Consider the following 19374-nt stretch of genomic DNA (forward strand, 5'->3'; position numbering starts at 1 on the left):
TCATCTTCTCACGCGCACCCGGCGCACCCGTTCCGAAAGCGGGCACGCCGAATGCGCAGCAGGCAGTTCCTTACTTCGCAGCCTTGTCGTTCACCCACAGCTCCGGGATGGCGTTGGCCGCCGCCTCACTGGTGGGCTCCCACTTGCCGGACTTCAGCCGGGTCAGGTAATCGTTGATCAGTGCGCCGATCTGCTTGCGCATCAGGAAGCAGACCACCAGGTTACACACGGCGCACACACCGAAGAAGAAGTCGAAGAGATTCCACAGCACACTGAGGGCGCCCACAGAGCCGATGATGGCGAAGGCGCAGCCCAGGAGCCGGTAGGGCAGAATGAACTTCTTGCCGCCCAGGACGGTCATGCAGATCTCACCGTAGTACACATTGACCAGCGCGGTGGTGAAGGCGAAGAAGGTGATGATGGCCACCACGAACACCGTGCCAGCGATGGCGTTGCCGAAACCGGCGCCGAAAGCAGTGGCGGTCAGGGCCGCGCCGGTGCCGCCCTCGGTCCACACGCCGGTGCACAGGACCACCAGAGCGGTCATGGTGCAGACGATGATGGTGTCCACGAACACCTCGCTGATGCCCCACAGGCCCTGCTTCACCGGATGGTTGGCGGAAGAGGAGGAGTGGGCCAGCGGCGCCATGCCGGTGCCGGCCTCATTGGAGTACACGCCGCGGGCCAGGCCCCAACGGATGGCCAGCATCACGGTGGAGCCGGCAAAGCCGCCGGTGGCAGCCATAGGCGTAAAGGCGTACTCAAAAATCATCGCAAAGACGTGCGGGATGTTGCTGCCGAACTTTACCAGAATAAAGATGCTGCCGATCACATAGGCCAGCGCCATCAGGGGGACCACCTTCTCCGCAAAGGAGGAGATACTCTTGATGCCGCCCACCAGCACAACGGCCATGATGACGGCAAAGATCACGCCCACGATCCAGCCGGGAACGTCAAAGGAGACCCGAATCGCCTCCACCACAGAGTTGGCCTGCACGGCGGGCGCAAACACCATGGCGCAGCCCAGGATCACAGCCCAGAAAATGCCCAGCCACTTCCAGCTCTTGCCCAGCCCCCGGCGCACATACCAATAGAAGCCACCGTGCCATCTGCCGGTCTCAGGATCCCGCTCCCGGTAGGCCATGCCCAGGGTGATCTCGGAAAACTTCACGATGAAGCCCATGAGGGCCACGGCCCACATCCAGAATACGGCGCCAGGGCCGCCGGTGGCGATGGCCACCGATACACCGGCGATGTTCCCCACGCCAAGCGTGGAGGCCAGCGCCGTGCAGCAGGCCTGGAACGGGGAAATATCGCCCTCGCCGTCGCCCTTGTCGAAGATCTTGCCGAACGTGTTCTTCATGGCGTGTCCGAACCTGGTGAATTGGAAGAACTTAAAGCGGACGGACAGGTACACAGCGACTGCGGATGTCAGGATCAGAAGCGGCCATCCCCACAGCCAGTTGGAAATCGCCATCATGATGTCGATGATAAACATATTCTACCTCCCAAATAACTTCATGCGCTCCATTTTCGATTGGCTGAATCATCTGTCGGGAAGTCTTTCCCCGCGGCTTCCCCGGCTCCTCCTTTCCTCCTATATTCGATATGCGGCCAGCCGCATAACTTGCCTGATTTCCAATAATTCCGTATGGTGGAAGCGGATTCCTTTGGGTAGAATTGTCAAAGCTACCGGTCTTTTCTGGACATGTATCCAAAAAAGCGGCAGCTTTTCCGTAGAACGGGATCATTTTCCAAAATTGTGTCAAAAACCAAAGCCGCAACTGCGGCCCGACACGAAGCATTTCCACGGAAAATTACGGATCCTGTTTTCTTTCCTTATGATTTATGATATTATATAGACAAACATTTGTCAAGGCAGAATGTTTCTATGATATCGCCAAAAAGGAGCGGCCGATTTATGGCAAAAGAACAGGTATCCAGCATCCTCCGCGCCCTGGAGATTTTGGAGTGCTTCATGGATAACGAGACGGAATGGACGTTGAAGCGCCTGGTGGCACAGCTGGATCTGCCCACCACCACTGTCCACCGCCAGCTCTCCACCCTCACGGACCGGGGTTATCTGGTCCAGGATCCCGTCCGCAAGAGCTACCGGGTGGGGCCACGCCTCCTGCTGCTCTCCAGCACCGTCCTCAGCCACTCCGATCTGCGCAGTACCGCCCGGCCGGAGCTGGAAAAGCTGTCCGCCACTGTGAAGGAGACCATCAACCTCAGCGTGATGCTGGACCGGGAGATCTTTTATCTGGACAAAGTGGAGACCTTCCGCTCCGTGGTGTGCAACACGAAAGTGGGCACCCGAGCCCCGGCCCACGCCACCAGCGGCGGCAAGATCATGCTGGCCTTTCACGATCCCGATTATGTGGACGCCTACTGCCGGGACCTGCCCCAGATGCAGCGGCTGACGGACCGCACCGTCTTCTCCCCGGACCTGCTGCGGGAGCAGCTGGCCCAGGCCCGGATCAACGGCTTCGCCATTGACGACGGGGAGATCGAACCCGGCCTGATCTGCGTGGGCGCCCCCATCTTCGGTCTGGACCAGACGGTGGTGGCGGCGGTCAGCATCGCCGGTCCCACCTTCCGTATGAAAGAAGAGCTGGACGTGATGACTCGTGCCGTGAAGGCCACTGCCGCCAACATCTCCCGCCTGATGGGCGGGCGGCCGTGACGCGATCTGTTTTCCAGCTGTCAGGAGCGGGACCCCATAAGGGCTCCCGCTCCTGCTGTTTTTTACTTCCGCTTCCGGAACAGCTCCGGCAGTCTCCAGCCGCGGCCCTTTCCCCGCTCCGTGGCCCGCATCTGGGGAGGATGGTCCAGATAGAACTGCTGGACGGAAACCGGCACCGCGCCGGCCTGCTCCGCCCGGACAAAGCCCCCGTCCGGCAGCATCCGCCGGGCCTTCACATTGTCTCCCAGAAGCCGGGCCAGATAGTCCGAGAGGAAGTCCTGCACCTCCCGGCTCTCCACCGGGCAGGCGATCTCCACCCGCCGCTCCTGATTTCGGGTCATGATGTCCGCAGAGGATAAGTACATCTGCCGCAGGGCACCCTCCCCGAAGCAGTAGATGCGGGAGTGCTCCAGAAACTCCCCCACGATGCTGGTCACGGTGATATGGTCCGTCTTGCCTGGCACGCCGGGCACCAGGCAGCAGATGCCCCGGACGATCAGGTCCACCCGCACTCCTGCCTGGGATGCCTCCGCCAGCTTGTCGATCAGCTCCCGCTCCGTGACGGCGTTGGTCTTCAGGATGATCCGCCCCCGGTCGCCCCGGGCGATCTCCCCGTCGATGAGCCGTAACAGCGTCTGCTTCAGGGACACCGGCGCCACCAGCAGCTTGCCGTAGCTGCCCCGCAAATCGCCGATCAGCATATTCTGGAAAAAGGCCACGCCGTCGGCGGCAATGGTCCGATCCGCCGTCAACAGGGAGAAGTCTGTGTACAGCGCCGCGGTCTTTTCGTTGTAATTGCCCGTGCCGATCTGAGTCACATAGCTGAGCCCCGTCTTCTCCTTTCGGGTGATGAGGCAGATCTTGCCGTGGCACTTATAGCCGGCGGGTCCGTAGATCACCCGGCACCCGGCCTCCTCCAGCTCCCGGGCCCAGGTGATGTTGTTGCCCTCGTCAAAGCGGGCCCGCAGCTCCACCAGCACCGTCACGGCCTTGCCGTTCTCCGCCGCGGCGCACAGGTGCTTGATGACGGCGGACTTCCCCGCCACCCGGTAAATGGTCATCTGAATGGACACCACCGCCGGGTCCGCGGCGCTCTGGCGCAGCAGGTCCAGAAACGGCTGCATGGAGTGGTAGGGATAGAACAGCAGCACGTCCCGCTGGCGGATCTGCTCCCACATGGGCACCTCCCGGTCCAGCCAGGCGGGATATGCCGGCGCATGGGGTGGGTAAAAGAGGGCGCTGTCCAGACTGTCCAGCTGGTAGGCGTATTTCAGAACCAGCGGGCAGGTGCACACATAGCTCTGCTCCGCCGTCAGCCTCAGCCGCCGGAGCAGCATGGCCTGCAGAGCCGGGGCCTCCCCCTGCATCTCCAGCCGCACCGGGGCCAGCCGCTCCCGCTGGCGCAGCAGCTTGGTCATCTGGGCGCGCAGGTCCAGGTCCTCCTGGTCCATAGCCTCATCATAGCTGATGTCTGCGTTCCGGGTGACGGACACCACCGCCTGCTCCTCGATCTGATAGATCTTGAAGATCTTCCGCAGGTGGTGGGCCAGAATGTCCTCCGTCCGCACGAAGGCGCCGGGCCGGGCCGGCAGAGGCAGGATGGGCGGCACCACATCCGGCACCCCCACGATGCCCAGCCGCCGCTTGTCTCCCTCCCGCAGCAGGGCGGCGGCATACAGGGTCTTGTTCTTCAGGTGGGGAAAGGGGTGGCTGGGGTCGATGATCTGGGGCATCAGCAACGGGCGCATGGCCTCCCGGTACCAGGCCCGCACATACTCCCGCTCACCGTTTTTCAGCTCCTTGTAGGGGATATCCGCCACCCCATGTTCCGCCAGGGCCTCTATCAGCTCCCGGTATACCTGGTCCCGCTGCCGGACCAGCGGCACCACGGCGGCATAGATCCGCCGCAGCTGTTCCGCCGGGGAGAACCCGCCCTTGTTTTCCCGGGCGTTCGGGGCCACTAGGGCTAGGTCCGTCAGGCTTCCCACCCGCACCATGAAGAACTCGTCCAGGTTGCTGGTGAAGATGGAGAGAAAGCGCAGACGCTCCATCAGCGGCACAGAGGGGTCCGCCGCCTCCTCCAGCACCCGCTGGTCAAAGGCCAGCCAACTGAGTTCCCGGTTCTGGGTGTAACTCAGGTCCCAGCGTTCAGCAGCTTGTGACACAGATATCCCTCCCTGACGCCGTAGGGACTGATATACAGCTCTCCTCCGCACAGCGCCTCTGTCAGTGCATCCATCAGCACGATGCCCGGCAGAATCGTGTGCACCCGGTCCGGGCAGTGCCGCAGGATCTGCTTCCGCGCCTGGTGGTCCCGCTTCAACAGCAGCTTTGTCAGCCGGCGGACCTCCGCAGGCGTCAGGATGCGGTTTCCCGCCGGCTTTTCATACCAGTCATTGGCGATTTTCAGCGCCGCCCGGGCCGTGCCGCCCACGCCGCAGACCCGTTCCGCCCGGTGCGCCGGCAGCCGGGCCTCCTTCAGGGCCGCGGCCACGGTGCTGCGGATCCGCTCCAGCTCCTTTTTCTTGGGCCACAGGCCGTCCACGCAGCGATTGAACAGCTCCAGGGATCCGATGGGCAGGCTCTGGGCCTTTTTGACCTCCCCGGCCCGGACCTCCAGGACCTCTGCGCTGCCGCCGCCAATGTCGAACATGGCGCCGTCCTGCAAGTCCGTGGCCGTCCGGGCGCCGTAATAGCCCAGTCTGGCCTCCAGCTCGCCGGAGATCACATCCACCCCCACGCCGGTGGCCGCCCGAATCTGCTCCACTGCCTCCTCCGTGTTGCGGATGTTCCGCAGGGAGGCGGTGGCAAATACGTGGGGGGCGTCCAGATCAAACTGCCGCAGCAGCGCCTGAAAGTCCCGGATGGCCCCGCAGGCCCGCTGGATTCCCTCCGGAGAGAGCACCCCTCCGTGGACGTAGCTGACCAGTCCCGCCATCTCCTTTTCGGAAAACAGCAGGTCGAATCCGCCCTCCGGCAGGGTGTTGTAGACGGACAGTCGGATGGTGTTGGACCCCAGGTCCACAATGGCGAATTTCATGGGTATGACGCTCCTTCTTCCCGCGCTCCCCACTGGGATGCGGCGTTTCACGTTTATCAGATTGACAGAGGCAGATGAAATTCAAAAGCGCGGTGCTGTAAAATGCCGGTAAAATTCAGGCTTTTTCGATGGCTCTGGCCACAGCGGCCAGGGCCTGGGCCTCCGTGTCGTCAAAAAGGTGGGTGTAGATGTTGCTGGTGACGGTCATGGAGCTGTGCCCCAGGGTGCGGGAGATATCGAACATGGGCACGCCCTGGCTGTTGGCCACCGAGGCAAAGCTGTGCCGCAGGCCGTGGAGGGAGATCTTGGGCAGCCCCTGCCGCCGCACCACCGTCAGCAGGTCCCGGGTCAGCTGGTCCGGCTTGGGGGGCGCCCCGTCCTGCCGCAGCACCACCCACTCCTTCGGGTCGTCGCTGCGCCGCCTCTCCCACGCCCGCCGCAGCACCTGCTGCAGGTCCTGGAGCCCGGTGATGCCCAGCCGCCGGGCGGAGGTGCGGGTCTTGGGGGACTTCAGCACCACGCTGCCGCCCACCTCTGTGCGCACCTCCCGGATGGAGAGCAGCCCCGCCTCCAGGTCCACATTCTCCCACCGCAGGCCGCAGATCTCGCTGCGCCGCAGGCCCAGATAGGCCGCCAGCTTCACCGGCAGCTCCATCATCGTGCCGGACACGGCGGAGAACAGCAGCTGCAGCTGCTCCGGGGAGTAAAAGCTGAAGCGGGCCTCCTTCTTCTTGGGCGGCGTCACCCGGTCCATGGGGCTGCGTTCCAGCATCTCCAGCCGCACCGCCATGCCCAGGGCCGTGGTCAGCATCACATAGTGCTTGATGACCGTGTTGGGGGACAGGCCCTGGTTCATCTTCTCATAGAGATAGCCCTGGATACGCAGGGGCGTCAGCTCCGCCAGAGGGATCCTTCCCAGGGCAGGCAGCACATGACAGCGTGCCATGTTGCGGTAGGCGTACAGCGTGCTCTCCGCCCGGTCCCGGGCCACCACCTCCTCCAGCCAGAAGGTCAGCCACTCCCCCAGTGTGCAGTCCTTCCCCGGCAGGCGCCGGTCGGCACAGGAGTTCCCCTCCAGCGCGGCCTGGGCCTCCTCCCTGGTGCGGTAGGTGCGGGTATAGCGCCGTCCGTCCTGCCGGAACACCGCGTAATACAGCTGCCGCTCCGTGTCGTATGCAAGATTCTTCTGGATCGTCTTTCTGGGCATGGGTGCATTCCTCTCTCTTTCTCTCTCGTTTTGCGATGCAGGCGCATCGCAAAAGGGCCGTGTGCCGCCGACCACGGCGCGGCCTGAAATTTCAGCGCACGGACCGGGACAGCCCACATGCGCGAAAACTTCATGCGCCGCCGGCGCAGCTGATTTTCGCGGCGCCCCACTGCCCATGAAGTTTTATGCCCTTTTATCATAAACAACTCACGCTGTCCAATAGGATACCCATATTCGGTCAGACAAAACACAATTATTGTAAATTTCCGGGCCCGCTCCGGCCCTCTATTCATGTAGGGCCGGGGCGAATGCCCCTTCTGCCGCAGGCTTTTTCACGGCCTGCGGGACAAAAAAGCGGCTGCCTGCGGCAGCCGCTCTCCAAGAGCCGATTCACTTCGCGTCCTTCACTCCCATCCGGCAGGCGGCCCACACCGCGTTGTGGTCCGAGAGCTCCTCCCCCGCAAAGCGGGCCAGGGCGGAGTCCGGCCGGGCAAAGCCACAGTCCGCCGTCCGGGTAGAAAGGGTGCGGCTCTTGGTGGGTGTCATCCCCCGCAGCAGCAGCCAGTCCAGCCGCAGGCCCAGGCATCCGCCGCCCGGCAGGGGCTTGCGCCGGGTTAAAATGGGCGTCTCCGGCACTGCCCGGTAGCCCATGGCCTCCGCCGCCGTCAGGGCAGCCTCATACTGCGCCACGTCTTCCAGACAGCGGCGCTGGAGTGCCGGACTCCCCGCGATCTCCCGGATGGCGTCCTTGTCCCGGCCATCAAAGGTGTTGGTGTTCAGATCTCCCCCCAGCACTACCGGAATGCCGGGAAGCAGTTTCTCCGCCGCACGGAGCACCGCCTCCAGCTGGAGCCGCCGTCCCTCGCCATGGGTGCGGTTCTCCAGGTGGATGGAGGCCACGCCCAGAGGCCTGCCGCCCACATCCAGCTCCGCCAGCACCGCGCACCGCCCGCCGATCCGGCGCTGGCGGTCGAAGTACCAGTTGTACTGCTCCGGCAGCCGCAGGGTCCACGCCCGCCGGATGGGCCAGCGGGAGAACACCGCATTTCCGTGGAAGCCCTTGGGGTCCTCCCCATTCACCAGCTCGATGAACTCCAGGCCGTAGGCGTAGTTCCAGCCGAACCGCTCCGCCAGCTCCCGCGCGGTGTTCCGGCCGCCAGAGCGGACGCAGCCATCATCCAGCTCATTGGCCAGCACCACATCCAGGGGCCGGACGCCCGGGCAGTCCTGAAGAAAGTCGCCCAGCTCCTCCAGGTGGACGCCCCGCTCCATATTGAACACCAGCAGGCCCAGCTCCTCCGGCACCTCCGCCGGGGCCGGCACCGGTGCGCCGATCTCCGTCTCCGAAAACTGGGGGATCATGGCCATCACCGTCTCCTGCGTCTCGTGGTCCAGCAGCGCACCCAGGCGCTGGCGCTCCGTATTGGGGATACCCTTCATAGTGTCCTTCCTCCTTGTGTTCTGGGGGCGCAGGTGGAGCGGACCACCAGCTCCGGCTGGAGCAGGTCCGCTGTCGGCCGCCGGTCCCCCTGAATCTGGCACAGCAGCCGCTCCACGGCGATGCGTCCCTGCTGAAATTTATGCTGCGAAACAGTGGTCAGATGGATACGGGGAATGGCGGCGTAGGAGACGTTGTCATACCCCACCAGGGACAGGTCCTCCGGCACCCGGATCCCCCGCTCTTCCGCCGCCTCCAAAATTCTGAGGGCGGTCAGGTCTGAAAATGCCAGCACGGCGTGGGGCAGCGTCCGCTCCCCGAACAGTGCCAACGCCTGTTCATAGGCCCACTGGCGCAGTTCCCGGGTGTCCGGCGGCGCGGGCAGCACCCGGCCGGAGAGCCCGTGCTCTCTCAGCGCCCGGCGAAAGCCCCGCACCCGCTGCACACGGGTGAGAGAGTCCGCACGCCCACCCAAAAACACCAGGTCCCGGTGGCCCAGCTGCAGCAGATACCGGACGGCGATGGCCGCCCCCGCCTCATTGTCCGCCATCACATAGCTGCACTTCTCCCCGTGGTTCACGCCCAGGTACACGCAGGGGGTGCCCTCCAGCAGGTCGGCGTGCTTGGCCTGGCTCTCCCGGGACAGGGGCGAGATCAGCACGCCGTCGATCTGCCGGGCCAGAAAGTTCTCGATGGCTCGAAGCTCCCGTCCCTCCTCCTGGAGGGAGTTGCTCAACAGCACCCGGTACCCGTTTTCCGCTGCCGTCTCCTCAATGGCAGTGGCGATGCCCGTGAAGTAGGGGTTGGACACGTCCGGCACCACTACCCCCAGAGTGTGGGTGGCCTGCCCCGTGAGCCCCTTGGCGGCGGCGTTGGGCACGTATCCCAGCTGGGCACAGGCGGCCCGGACCCGTTCCTTGGTCTCTGCGCTGATCTCCGGGCGGTCGTCCAGAGTCCGGGACACAGTGGCCGGGCTGACCCCGGCCAGCGCTGCCACGTCCTTAATGGTCGTCCGCCGCATCCCGTTCTCCCTCCTATTTGTGCAAACGTTTCCAATAGCACCTTTAAGATACCATTCCGGCAGGGAAACTGTCAAGTTTCTTCGTCTGTTTTACCATGTTTTTGTGGGTTTTTAATATATTTTCTCCAGTATCTTCCGGAACGGCATTCTGGTATAATGCTTCTATGAAAAAAGCTGCACAGCAGAAGGAGGACTTTTATGGCCCGCATGACCATCAGGGACATTGCCCGGCTGGCCGGGGTCTCCGTCACCACCGTTTCCCGGGCGCTGAACAATGCGCCGGAGATCAACTCCCAGACCCGGGAGCGCGTGCTCCAGGTGTGCCGGGAACAGGGCTACCGCTCCAACCTGCTGGCTCGGAGCCTAGTCTCCAGCCGGACCCGTGTGCTGGGCGTCATTCTGCCGGAGCTCTCCGGCCCTTTTCACGCCTCCATCGTGCTGCACCTGGAGCGCTACGCCCAGGAACAGGACTACCAGATCATGTTGTGCTGCGGCCGGGTAGGGGGCAGCGAAACCGCCGCCCTGTTCGACTTTCTGGTAAGTCACCGGGTGGACGGCATTCTGCTGGTCAGTGCCAGCAGCGCCGCGCCCGATCTGCTGCGGCGCCACGCACGGGGGACGCCCTCCGTGCTGCTGGGGGATGTGTCCCCGACCGCTACGCTCCAGCGGATCAACGCTGTCAGCACCGACAACTATGTAGGCGGCGCCATGGCGGCCGGATACCTCTCCCGGCTGGGGCACCGGCGGGTGCTGTATCTGGGCCCCCGGCGGGACAGCGTCACCCATGTGCTCCGGCACCAGGGCTTTCTCACCATCGCCAGGGAGCGGGGCATGGAGGTGGAGACCGTCTTCAACCCCGGCGCCGTCTCCTCCGCCCCCAACGGCTACCGGCTGGCCAGGCAGGTGTTCGCCCGCCCCTTCCCGCAGACGGCGGTCTTCGCTCCCTCCGACGCCATGGCCCTGGGTGTCCTCCAGGCGGCAGACGAGCTGGGACTGGACATTCCCGGCCGGATCTCCCTGCTGGGCTATGACGATATCGAATACGCCTCCCTGCCGAAAATCCGCCTCAGCACTCTGGCCCAGCCCACCGGGGCCCTGGCAGAGAGCGCTGTGCGGCTGCTGCTGGAGCTGATCGACTCCGGCGGGCCGGGGGAGGTCACCCACAAGCTGATCGCCCCCCGGCTGGTAGAGCGCAGCACCTGCTGCTCTCCGCAGCAGAGGACCGCGGTCTAGCGGCCCGGGCATCCGAACAAAACAAGCCCCCGGCTTTTCAGCCGGGGGCTCGCTTATACTGCTCAGGGAAGATAGTTCAGCGGGTTGCGGGCCACGCCGTTGTAACGGACCTCGAAGTGGCAGTGATTGCCGGTGGAGTTGCCGGTGGAGCCCACCCGTGCGATCTGCTGGCCCTTGTAGACGTGGTCGCCCACGGAGACCGTCAGGCTGCTGTTGTGACCGTACCGGGTCACATAGCCGTTGCCGTGGTTGATCTCCACCAGGTAGCCGTAGCCGCCCATCCAGCCGGAGTAGGTGACTGTGCCGCCGTCCGCCGCGTAGACCGGCGTGCCGTACGGCCCGGCAATATCGATGCCCTGATGGTTGGTGGAGCCAATGCCGCCGGGAGAGGACCGTCCGCCGAAGCGGGAGGTGATCCGGCCGCTGATGGGCCACCGGAACGTGCCGGTGGGCAGCCAGGTGGGCCGCTCCTTCGTGCCCTGGAGCCGCTGCTCCGTCACGGGCTCCTTCAGGGTGACAGAGGAGAGGATCGTCCGCTCCGTCTCCACACCGTTGACATAGGTGACGTTGGCCACCACGTCGGCGGCGCCGTACTCACCGGGGGAAGTCACCTGATAGTCGCCCTTGTACAGATAGGCAGAGTCCGTGTACTCCACATCATACATGACGTCTTCCACGTAGTATTCCCGCTGCTTCACTGTCACTGTAAGATAGGGGACGGCCTCCGACAGCGTCAGCACCTCGCCGATCTGGATCTTGTCGATGTTGTAGCCGGGGTTCAGCGCCAGCAGTTCCTTGGAGGTCATTCCGTGATCCTCCGCGATCTCGGACCAGGTGTCACCCGCCTTCACGGTGTATGTGGTCTCAGCGGTCTTCGTGCTGTACAGCAGCTCCGCCAGATACCCCAGGTTCATCACCTTTTCCGTGGGCACGTACTCCTGCTTGATCTCCACATCCTCCGCAAATTCGCAGGAGATGGTGTTCTCGTCCGCGGTGCTGCTCTGGAGCTGGCTCAGCAGCTCCTCCAGTGCGCCCTCATAGGGGGTCGCGCCCACCAGCTCACCGTCCACATACAGACTGTACGCCTGGGTGACCAGACCGATCTGCTGGGACAGGTCCTCCTCCAGCGTCGTCTCGTCTACCACGTCCTGCCGCAGCAGCAGGCCGGAGGAATACTGCAGTAGGGAGTCGTCGATGGTGTAGCTCTCCCCCAGCGTCCGGGCGGTGACCGCCTCCAGGTCCGACGCGGCCTCCTCCGCTGCGGATTGGGAGCCCACAGCGGCAATCACCTCGCCGTCGTACAAAACCGTCGTCCCGAAGGTGTAGACGGAGAAGAACAACCCGATGGCAGCAGCCACGCAGCCGCCGCACAGCAGCATCGCTGGATGCAGGCGCCAGCGGTGCCCCAGCTTGGCCCGCAGGGCAGAGACCCGCTCACGCCGCTGCTTCCGGCTGGCGCGGATCCGTTCGCCCAGCAGCCCCCCCAGAGTGGGCAGCATTCCCCAGGCCAGCAGAAGCAACTGCACAGGAAGCCGCTCAGACTCCGGGAACCGCTTTGCCTTTTTCTCCCGTACCAGACGCCGCCAGTGGCGGCGGGTATTCTTGGCCTTTTCCGCCAGCGCCTGGCAGCCGGTCACCACAGGGCTGATCTCCCCCTCCGTGTCCTGCCAGGACTGCACAGCCTGCCGCAGCCTCCGGCGCCGGGGCTCTGTCCGTCGGGACGGACCAGCGGGCTCCTCTCCCCACTCGGGGATCAAGGGCTTCACCGCCGTCGGTGCGGATACGGGCTCCGGCTGCACCTCCGGGGGCGTGGGCGGACACTTCCTCTCCCGCTCCGCCTGTCCGGCAGCCAGACGCTTGCCGCCGCGGCGGGACTGCCGGGCGGCATGATCGCTTTTCTGAATATGTTCGCTCATATCGTCTCCGTAAAATCCAGCGAAATAGTTACAATTTGTTACCGTTTGTAATCATACGCCATTTCTCGCTTCCAGTCAAGTCTAAAATTGTTAAAAAAGTTCTTCAATTTCTTGTGTTTCCATCAATTTCCGCACCACAGCATCTGGTAGGGTCCCACACTTTTGCCAGAAGCGCCCTGCTGCCGGGCGCAAATTTTTGTGATGATATTTTGATTTTCCAATTGACCCCGACGGCGAGTTGTGTATAATGAGAATAGTCTAAATACGTTCCCAAATCTGTACGTTTTTGGAGGAAATCAGAGATGTTTGAATTTTTGATCAAAAAGCTGAAGGCCCATCCCCGGAAGATTGTCTTCACTGAGGGCACGGATCCCCGCATTCTGGAGGCGTCCGCCCGCTTGCTGTCCGGTACCTTCCTGACCCCTGTGCTGGTGGGCAATCTCGACGAGATCCAGGCCGCTGCCGAGGAGGCCGGCTTCAACATCCGGGGCGCTGAGATCATTGATCCCGAGGCCTTCCCCGACATGGAGAAGATGGTCTCCACCCTGGTGGAGCTGCGCAAGGGCAAGATGAGTGAGGAGGAGTGCCGCAAGCTCCTCAAGCAGGCCAACTACTTCGGCACCATGCTGGTGAAGATGGGCTATGCCGACGCTCTGCTGGGCGGCGCCACCTATTCCACCGCCGACACGGTCCGTCCCGCCCTGCAGATCATCAAGACCAAGCCCGGCAACAAGATCGTGTCCTCCTGCTTCATTCTGGTCCGTCCCTCTGCCACCGGCGACCGCGAGGTTCTGGCCATGGGCGACTGCGCCATCAACATCAAGCCCACCGAGGATGAGCTGGTGGAGATCGGCCTGGAGACCGCCACCACCGCCAAGGTCTTCGGCATCGATCCCAAGGTGGCTTACCTCAGCTATTCCACCCTGGGTTCCGGCAAGGGCGAGGATGTGGACAAGATGCGCAATGCCTGCAGCAGACTCAAGGCCCTGGCCCCCGATCTGGATGTGGACGGCGAGCTGCAGTTCGACGCCGCCGTCTCTCCCCGCGTGGCCCGCACCAAGTGCCCTGACTCCAAGGTGGCCGGCCATGCCAACACCTTCATCTTCCCGGACATCAACGCCGGCAATATCGGCTACAAGATCGCCCAGCGCCTGGGCTCCTTTGAGGCTTACGGCCCCATCCTGCAGGGTCTGAACGCCCCCATCAACGATCTGTCCCGGGGCTGCAACGCCCAGGAGGTCTACTCCATGGCCATCATCACTGCCGGCCTGTGCGAGGACTGATTGCCGTACATCCCATTTTCCATACAGCAGACAGCGGCGGACGCTTTCGCGGTCCGCCGCTGTTTTTTTGTTCATTGCAACCGGCGGTTGCGGAATCGCCAAGGGACCTTGATGGACAATCCCGCCGCCCTCTGCTATGATGGTCGCAGAATTGAAGCGGGAGGCGAGACCATGACCTTGGGAGAGCGGCTGATTCAGCTGCGGGCAAAAGCAGGGCTCAGTCAGGATACCCTGGCGGAGCAGCTGGGAGTATCCCGGCAGTCTGTCAGCAAGTGGGAAAACGACGCCAGCGTACCGGATTTGGAGAAGTTGGTGAAACTGAGTGGAGTGTTCGGCGTATCTCTGGATGAACTGGTGAAGGGAGAGGTCCCGGATTCGGCGGCCCCCGCCGTAAAGGCCGGCGTGACGGCAGAGGAACTTCGGCTCCATCGGCAACGTCTTTTGGGTCTTTTGTTGCTGCTGGCATCTGTGCTGCTGGGCGCTCGCAGCGAAGGCACATGGGGAATTTTATTTGCCTGGCCTCTGGTGACCTGCGGGATTCTGTGTCTGCTGTGCAGGTGCCCTCTGGGCCTTCTCTGCGCTTGGGGCGCATGGCTGGCACATTTTGTCTCCGTGGGTGCATCCTTATTTTATCTTTTCGAAGGAACACGTATCGACAATTTTATGGCGCTTACCGTAATCGTACCATTGGGGGTTCTGACGGTCTACTCGCTTCGTCATCCGCCATCCATACCTATATGCTGGTTCCTATTGGTGGCGGTCTTGTATCAATACCGAAATATTTGGTGGCTTTCTTTAGAGCCTCTCGGCTATTTAGACCTGTTCCACCTTTTCGCACTTCCAGCAGGTGGGAAATTTCTGACGCTGTATTGGCTGGCTATGCTCCTGCTGGTCGCTGCCTATTCTTTACGGACGCTGATTTCTCGGCGACATCGGTGCAAAGCTTAGTCCGAATCGTAGTATATCTTAAAAATATTTCAAAACGTATACCTTTGAATTAAAAACAAAGCCGCCCTGTCGGGCGGCTTTGCGCTTTGCTTTCGCTGCTTACTTCAGGTTGAAGAACGCCTTCATGCCAGGATACTGCGCCACGTCGCCCAGCTCCTCCTCGATGCGGAGCAGCTGGTTGTACTTAGCCACCCGGTCGGTGCGGCTGGGGGCACCGGTCTTGATCTGGCCCGCGTTGACGGCCACGGCGATGTCGGCGATGGTGGCGTCCTCGGTCTCGCCGGAGCGGTGGGACACGATGGCGGTGTAGCCGGCCCGGTTGGCCATCTGGATGGCGTCCAGGGTCTCGGTCAGGGTGCCGATCTGGTTGACCTTGATAAGGATGGCGTTGCCCACCTGCTTCTCAATGCCGGTGGCCAGACGCTCCACGTTGGTGACGAACAGGTCGTCGCCCACCAGCTGGACCCGATCGCCGATGGCCTTGGTCAGCATGGCCCAGCCCTCCCAGTCGGTCTCGGCCATGCCGTCCTCCAGGGAGATGATGGGATAGTTGTCGGCAAACTTCTTCCACATGTTCACCAGCTGCTGCTGGGTCAGCTTCTTGCCGGACTTGGGCTGGACATAGCACTTCTGCTCCTCGTCCCACCACTCGGAGGAGGCGGCGTCGATGGCGATCTTGAAGTCCTCGCCGGGCTTGTAGCCCGCGGCCTCGATGGCCTGGACAATGACCTTCAGGGCGTCCTCATCCTTCTTCAGATTGGGGGCGTAGCCGCCCTCGTCGCCCACACCGGCAGCGGGAGTGCCGTTCTCCTTCAGCACAGCCTTCAGGGCGTGAAACACCTCGGCACAGCGGCGCAGGGCCTCCCGGAAGGAGGGGGCGGAGACAGGCATAATCATGAACTCCTGGATCTCCACATTGTTGGTGGCGTGGGCGCCGCCGTTGAGGATGTTCATCATAGGCACGGGCAGCTGCTTGGCGTTGACGCCGCCGATATAGCTGTACAGGCTGGCGCCCAGGCTCTCGGCCGCCGCCTTGGCGCAGGCCAGGGACGCGCCCAGGATGGCGTTGGCACCCAGGCGGGACTTGTTGGGGGTGCCGTCCAGGTCGATCAGGGCCTTGTCGATGGAGGTCTGATCCAGGACATTCATGCCGATCAGGCACTCGGCGATCTCGGTGTTGACGTTCTCCACAGCCTTTTCCACGCCCTTGCCGTTGTAGCGGCCCTTGTCGCCGTCCCGCAGCTCGCAGGCCTCATAGATGCCGGTGGAAGCGCCGGAGGGCACGGCGGCGCGGCCCATAGTGCCGTCCTCCAAATAGACCTCCACTTCCACAGTGGGGTTGCCCCGGCTGTCTAGGATCTCCCGGCCCAGGACGTCGACAATCTCAATGATCTGCTTCATAGAACTCGTACTCCTTTATTAAAATTATAAGACAGAATCATGCGGGCGCGTTCCTCCCAAGGGAGGGCCCACCAGGGATTTCCGGTGCTATTATATCGGTAATCGTTTACTCTGTCAAGCAAACCGGATATTTCCAGTGAAAAAAGTGCGCACTCCTGTCACAGAAGGACGGCGCTGCTGAGAATCTCAAAGGCCTCCTGACAGGGCAGGCGCTTTTTCTCCATGGGCGGCAGGCTGTCGTCAAACCGGCGGGCTTCCGCTTCGTCAAACACAAACGCCGGGCTCTGGCGGTATATCCAGCTTTTTCCCGCCAGGGTGCCGGGCTCCAGTTCCTTCACCAGCATCGCGGCGGGATACGTCCCGTCCTCCAGATGGACCCGGTGCTTTTTGCAGCTTTGGAAGCCGCGGCCCACGTAGTTGTTGGGATCGCCGAAGATCACAATAGCCTCGTACCCCATGGCGGACGCCCGCCGGAAGGACTCCTCCATCAGCAGCCTGCCATAGCCCCGGCGCTGCAGTCCCGGTCGGATACAGACTGGTCCAAAGGTCAGGATGCCCTTCTCCTTCCCTGCCTCGTCCACCAGTGTGCTCTTCGTGTACATGATATTGCCGACCACACGGCCGTCCAGCTCCAGCACCAGGTCCAACTCCGGCAGAAAATCCGGGTGGGGCCGGATGGCGTGGGCCAGGTAGTGCTCCGTGCATCCTGGCGTGTAGAGGTTGTAAAACGCCTGCCGGATGATGTCCTCCACCTGCTGGTAATCGCTCACCCGCTCCGGGCGGATCGTGATGTTCTTCTCCATATCGGTTCCTCCCTGCATGAATTGGCGCCCTGCGGGCGCAGTCTGCACAGCTTGTCCTGCTCTCTATTATATGTCTCTTTCGGCTGCACGCAATGGTGGGCAGTGATTTTTTTCGTCCGGAGTGAAAGCTGGCGCGAAAAAGCGCCTCCCGCAAAAGCGGGAGGCGCCGAATCGAAAACTCACAGGAGGTTCATCAGGTTGAAGCTCAGGATCAGGCCGGAGAACACGATGGACACCGTGGAGCACAGCTTGATGAGGATATTCAGGGACGGGCCGGAGGTGTCCTTGAAGGGGTCGCCCACCGTATCGCCCACGACGGCGGCCTTGTGGCACTCGGAGCCCTTGCCGCCGTGGTGGCCGCCCTCAATATACTTCTTGGCGTTGTCCCAGGCACCGCCGGCGTTGGACATGAACACCGCCATGGCAAAGCCGGTGACGGACACGCCGCCCAGCAGGCCCACCACGCCGGTGGGGCCCAGCACCAGGCCAGTAGCCAGAGGCACGATGATGGCCAGCAGGGCCGGCACCACCATCTCATGCAGGGCACCCTTGGTGCACAGGGACACGCAGGAGGCGTAGTCCGGGTCTGCCTTGTACTCCATGATGCCCGCGATCTCCTTGAACTGGCGGCGGACCTCCACCACGATGGACTGGGCCGCCTTCTGCACCGCGCTCATGGTGAAGGCGGAGAAGACGAAGGTCAGCATGGCGCCGATGAACATGCCCACCAGCACCGTGGGGCTGGTCAGGGTGAAGTTCAGCATCTCCTCCGTGTTCTCCTGGACGATGTTCACGTAGCTGACCAGCAGGGCCAGGGCCGTTAGGGAGGCGGAGCCGATGGCGAAGCCCTTGCCGGTGGCGGCGGTGGTGTTGCCCAGGGAGTCCAGGGCGTCGGTCCGCTCCCGGACGCTCTCCGGCAGGCCGCTCATCTCCGCGATGCCGCCGGCGTTATCTGCCACGGGGCCGTAGGCGTCCGTAGCCAGGGTGATGCCCAGGGTGGACAGCATACCCACGCCGGCGATGCCGATGCCGTACAGGCCCTGGTTGAAGGCCGCAGTAAAGGCGCCGGCCTCATCCACAATCTCCATGCTGCCGCCGGCGGCGAAGTAGCTGACCAGCACCGCAGCCGCCACGATCAGGATGGAGGTCAGAGTGGACTTCAGACCCAGGGAGATGCCGCCGATGATGATGGTGGCGGAGCCGGTCTCGGAGGCGGCCGCCAGCTCCTGAGTGGGCTTATAGGTATCAGAGGTGTAATACTCGGTGAAGTAGCCGATGGCGCAGCCGCCGATCAGACCGCAGAGGATGGCCACATAAACGCCCATGTGCCCATCCAGAATGAAATAGGTCAGGGGCGCCGCCAGGATGGCGGAGAGAACAGCGGCGGTGTAAGTGCCGGTCCGCAGGCTCTTCAGCAGGGACTGCTGGGTGGCGTTCTCCTTAGTCTTCACCAGGAAGGAGCCGATGATGGAGCAGATGATGCCGCACACGGCCAGGGCCACGGGCAGCAGCAGGCCGCCCCAGCCGTAGCCGCCCACAGCGCCCAAGGCGAAGGTTGCCAGGATAGAGCCCACATAGCTCTCATACAGGTCCGCGCCCATGCCGGCCACATCGCCCACGTTGTCGCCCACATTGTCGGCGATGGTGGCGGGGTTCCGGGGATCGTCCTCGGGGATTCCGGCCTCAACTTTGCCCACCAGGTCGGCGCCCACGTCGGCGGCCTTGGTGTAGATGCCGCCGCCCACACGGGCGAACAGAGCCATGAAGGAGGCGCCCATGCCGTTCATCACCATGATATTGCCCAGGGACACCGGATCATTGATGCCGAAGGCATAGCGCAGCAGGAAAAACCAGATCGTGATGTCCAGCATGCCCAGGCCCACCACGGTGAAGCCCATGACGGAACCGGAGGAGAACGCCACCCGCAGGCCCTTGTTCAGGCTCTCGGAGGCCGCCTGGGCCGTCCGAGCATTGGAGTTTGTGGCGATCTTCATGCCGATGAAGCCCGCCAGCATGGACCAGATGCCGCCGGTGAGGAACGCGAAGGGGGTGAACTGCGAGAGCATCTTCCCGCCGGAACCGAAAGCAATAATCAGCAGGAGGATGAACACCACCAGAAACACCTTGAACACTGTGGTGTACTGGTGCTTCAGATAGGCGTTTGCGCCCTCACGGATGGAGGCGGCGATCTTCCGCATCTTCTCGTTCCCCTCCGAGAAGGACATCACGCGGCTGCGCTGCAGCCACGCGAAGAGCAGTGCGATAGCCGCCCCGACAAATCCGATCCAGAAAAGGTCTTCCATGTTTCTCCGCTCCTTTGCAGTTGTATTTGTATACGGTACGTATATTTTAACATAGCCCGGAAATTTTTCAAGAAAATATTAGGTAATTTTGCGTG

At 62.8% G+C, this 19374-nt stretch carries 14 protein-coding genes; 4 read left to right on the forward strand and 10 right to left on the reverse strand.

The annotated features are described in order from the left end of the window. Positions 1-70: 70 nt before the first annotated feature. Positions 71-1498, reverse strand: coding sequence for an alanine/glycine:cation symporter family protein (locus DN611_RS15725; protein ID WP_119311811.1), 1428 nt, complete (start codon positions 1496-1498; stop codon positions 71-73). A gap of 423 nt (positions 1499-1921) precedes the next feature. On the opposite strand from DN611_RS15725, the gene DN611_RS15730 reads away from it, so the two are divergent. Further along, the gene (locus tag DN611_RS15730) at positions 1922-2686 is read left to right on the forward strand and encodes an IclR family transcriptional regulator (RefSeq protein WP_025544391.1); all 765 of its coding nucleotides are present in this window, start codon (positions 1922-1924) and stop codon (positions 2684-2686) included. Positions 2687-2748: 62 nt separating this feature from the next. On the opposite strand, the gene ppk1 is transcribed toward DN611_RS15730, so the two are convergent. The 5 genes from ppk1 to DN611_RS15755 all read right to left on the reverse strand — a co-directional run bounded on the left by ppk1 (position 2749) and on the right by DN611_RS15755 (position 9392). Continuing rightward, entirely contained in the window at positions 2749-4851 is a 2103-nt protein-coding gene (gene ppk1, locus DN611_RS15735; protein ID WP_160117455.1) for a polyphosphate kinase 1, read from the reverse strand. After that, positions 4821-5726 (reverse strand): Ppx/GppA phosphatase family protein, encoded by a 906-nt coding sequence (locus DN611_RS15740; RefSeq protein ID WP_021750780.1) that lies wholly within the window; start codon positions 5724-5726, stop codon positions 4821-4823. The genes ppk1 and DN611_RS15740 overlap by 31 nt, the downstream gene beginning before the upstream one ends. A gap of 115 nt (positions 5727-5841) precedes the next feature. Next, positions 5842-6933: a tyrosine-type recombinase/integrase gene (locus DN611_RS15745; protein ID WP_158629762.1), complete on the reverse strand. Its 1092-nt coding sequence runs from the start codon at positions 6931-6933 to the stop codon at positions 5842-5844. A gap of 390 nt (positions 6934-7323) precedes the next feature. Then, a complete protein-coding gene (locus DN611_RS15750; RefSeq protein WP_119311814.1) occupies positions 7324-8373 on the reverse strand; it encodes an endonuclease/exonuclease/phosphatase family protein in 1050 nt (349 codons plus the stop codon). Further along, positions 8370-9392 carry a LacI family DNA-binding transcriptional regulator gene (locus tag DN611_RS15755; RefSeq protein ID WP_021750785.1) on the reverse strand — a complete coding sequence of 341 codons (1023 nt, stop codon included), beginning with the start codon at positions 9390-9392 and terminating at the stop codon, positions 8370-8372. Before DN611_RS15755 ends, DN611_RS15750 begins: the two co-directional genes overlap by 4 nt. Before the next feature lie 198 nt (positions 9393-9590). On the opposite strand from DN611_RS15755, the gene DN611_RS15760 reads away from it, so the two are divergent. Next, the gene (locus DN611_RS15760; protein ID WP_025544829.1) at positions 9591-10625 is read left to right on the forward strand and encodes a LacI family DNA-binding transcriptional regulator; all 1035 of its coding nucleotides are present in this window, start codon (positions 9591-9593) and stop codon (positions 10623-10625) included. 62 nt (positions 10626-10687) lie between these two features. Here the strand turns inward: DN611_RS15760 and DN611_RS15765 are convergent, their stop codons facing one another. Next, entirely contained in the window at positions 10688-12541 is a 1854-nt protein-coding gene (locus DN611_RS15765; protein ID WP_119311815.1) for a peptidoglycan DD-metalloendopeptidase family protein, read from the reverse strand. Positions 12542-12843: 302 nt separating this feature from the next. Between DN611_RS15765 and pta the strand changes: the two genes are divergently transcribed. After that, on the forward strand, positions 12844-13824 hold the full coding sequence (gene pta, locus DN611_RS15770; RefSeq protein ID WP_025544830.1) for a phosphate acetyltransferase: 981 nt from the start codon (positions 12844-12846) through the stop codon (positions 13822-13824). A 171-nt stretch (positions 13825-13995) separates the two neighbouring features. After that, the gene (locus tag DN611_RS15775) at positions 13996-14772 is read left to right on the forward strand and encodes a helix-turn-helix domain-containing protein (RefSeq protein WP_119311816.1); all 777 of its coding nucleotides are present in this window, start codon (positions 13996-13998) and stop codon (positions 14770-14772) included. 99 nt (positions 14773-14871) lie between these two features. On the opposite strand, the gene eno is transcribed toward DN611_RS15775, so the two are convergent. The 3 genes from eno to DN611_RS15790 form a co-directional block, all read right to left on the reverse strand. Next, a complete protein-coding gene (eno, locus tag DN611_RS15780; protein WP_021750793.1) occupies positions 14872-16173 on the reverse strand; it encodes a phosphopyruvate hydratase in 1302 nt (433 codons plus the stop codon). A gap of 158 nt (positions 16174-16331) precedes the next feature. Continuing rightward, on the reverse strand, positions 16332-16976 hold the full coding sequence (locus DN611_RS15785; protein ID WP_036627997.1) for a GNAT family N-acetyltransferase: 645 nt from the start codon (positions 16974-16976) through the stop codon (positions 16332-16334). A 179-nt stretch (positions 16977-17155) separates the two neighbouring features. After that, positions 17156-19279: a sodium-translocating pyrophosphatase gene (locus tag DN611_RS15790; RefSeq protein ID WP_021750796.1), complete on the reverse strand. Its 2124-nt coding sequence runs from the start codon at positions 19277-19279 to the stop codon at positions 17156-17158. Positions 19280-19374 lie beyond the last annotated feature (95 nt).

It is taken from the genome of Oscillibacter sp. PEA192, assembly GCF_003574015.1.
GTDB classification, from domain to species: Bacteria; Bacillota; Clostridia; order Oscillospirales; family Oscillospiraceae; genus Oscillibacter; species Oscillibacter welbionis.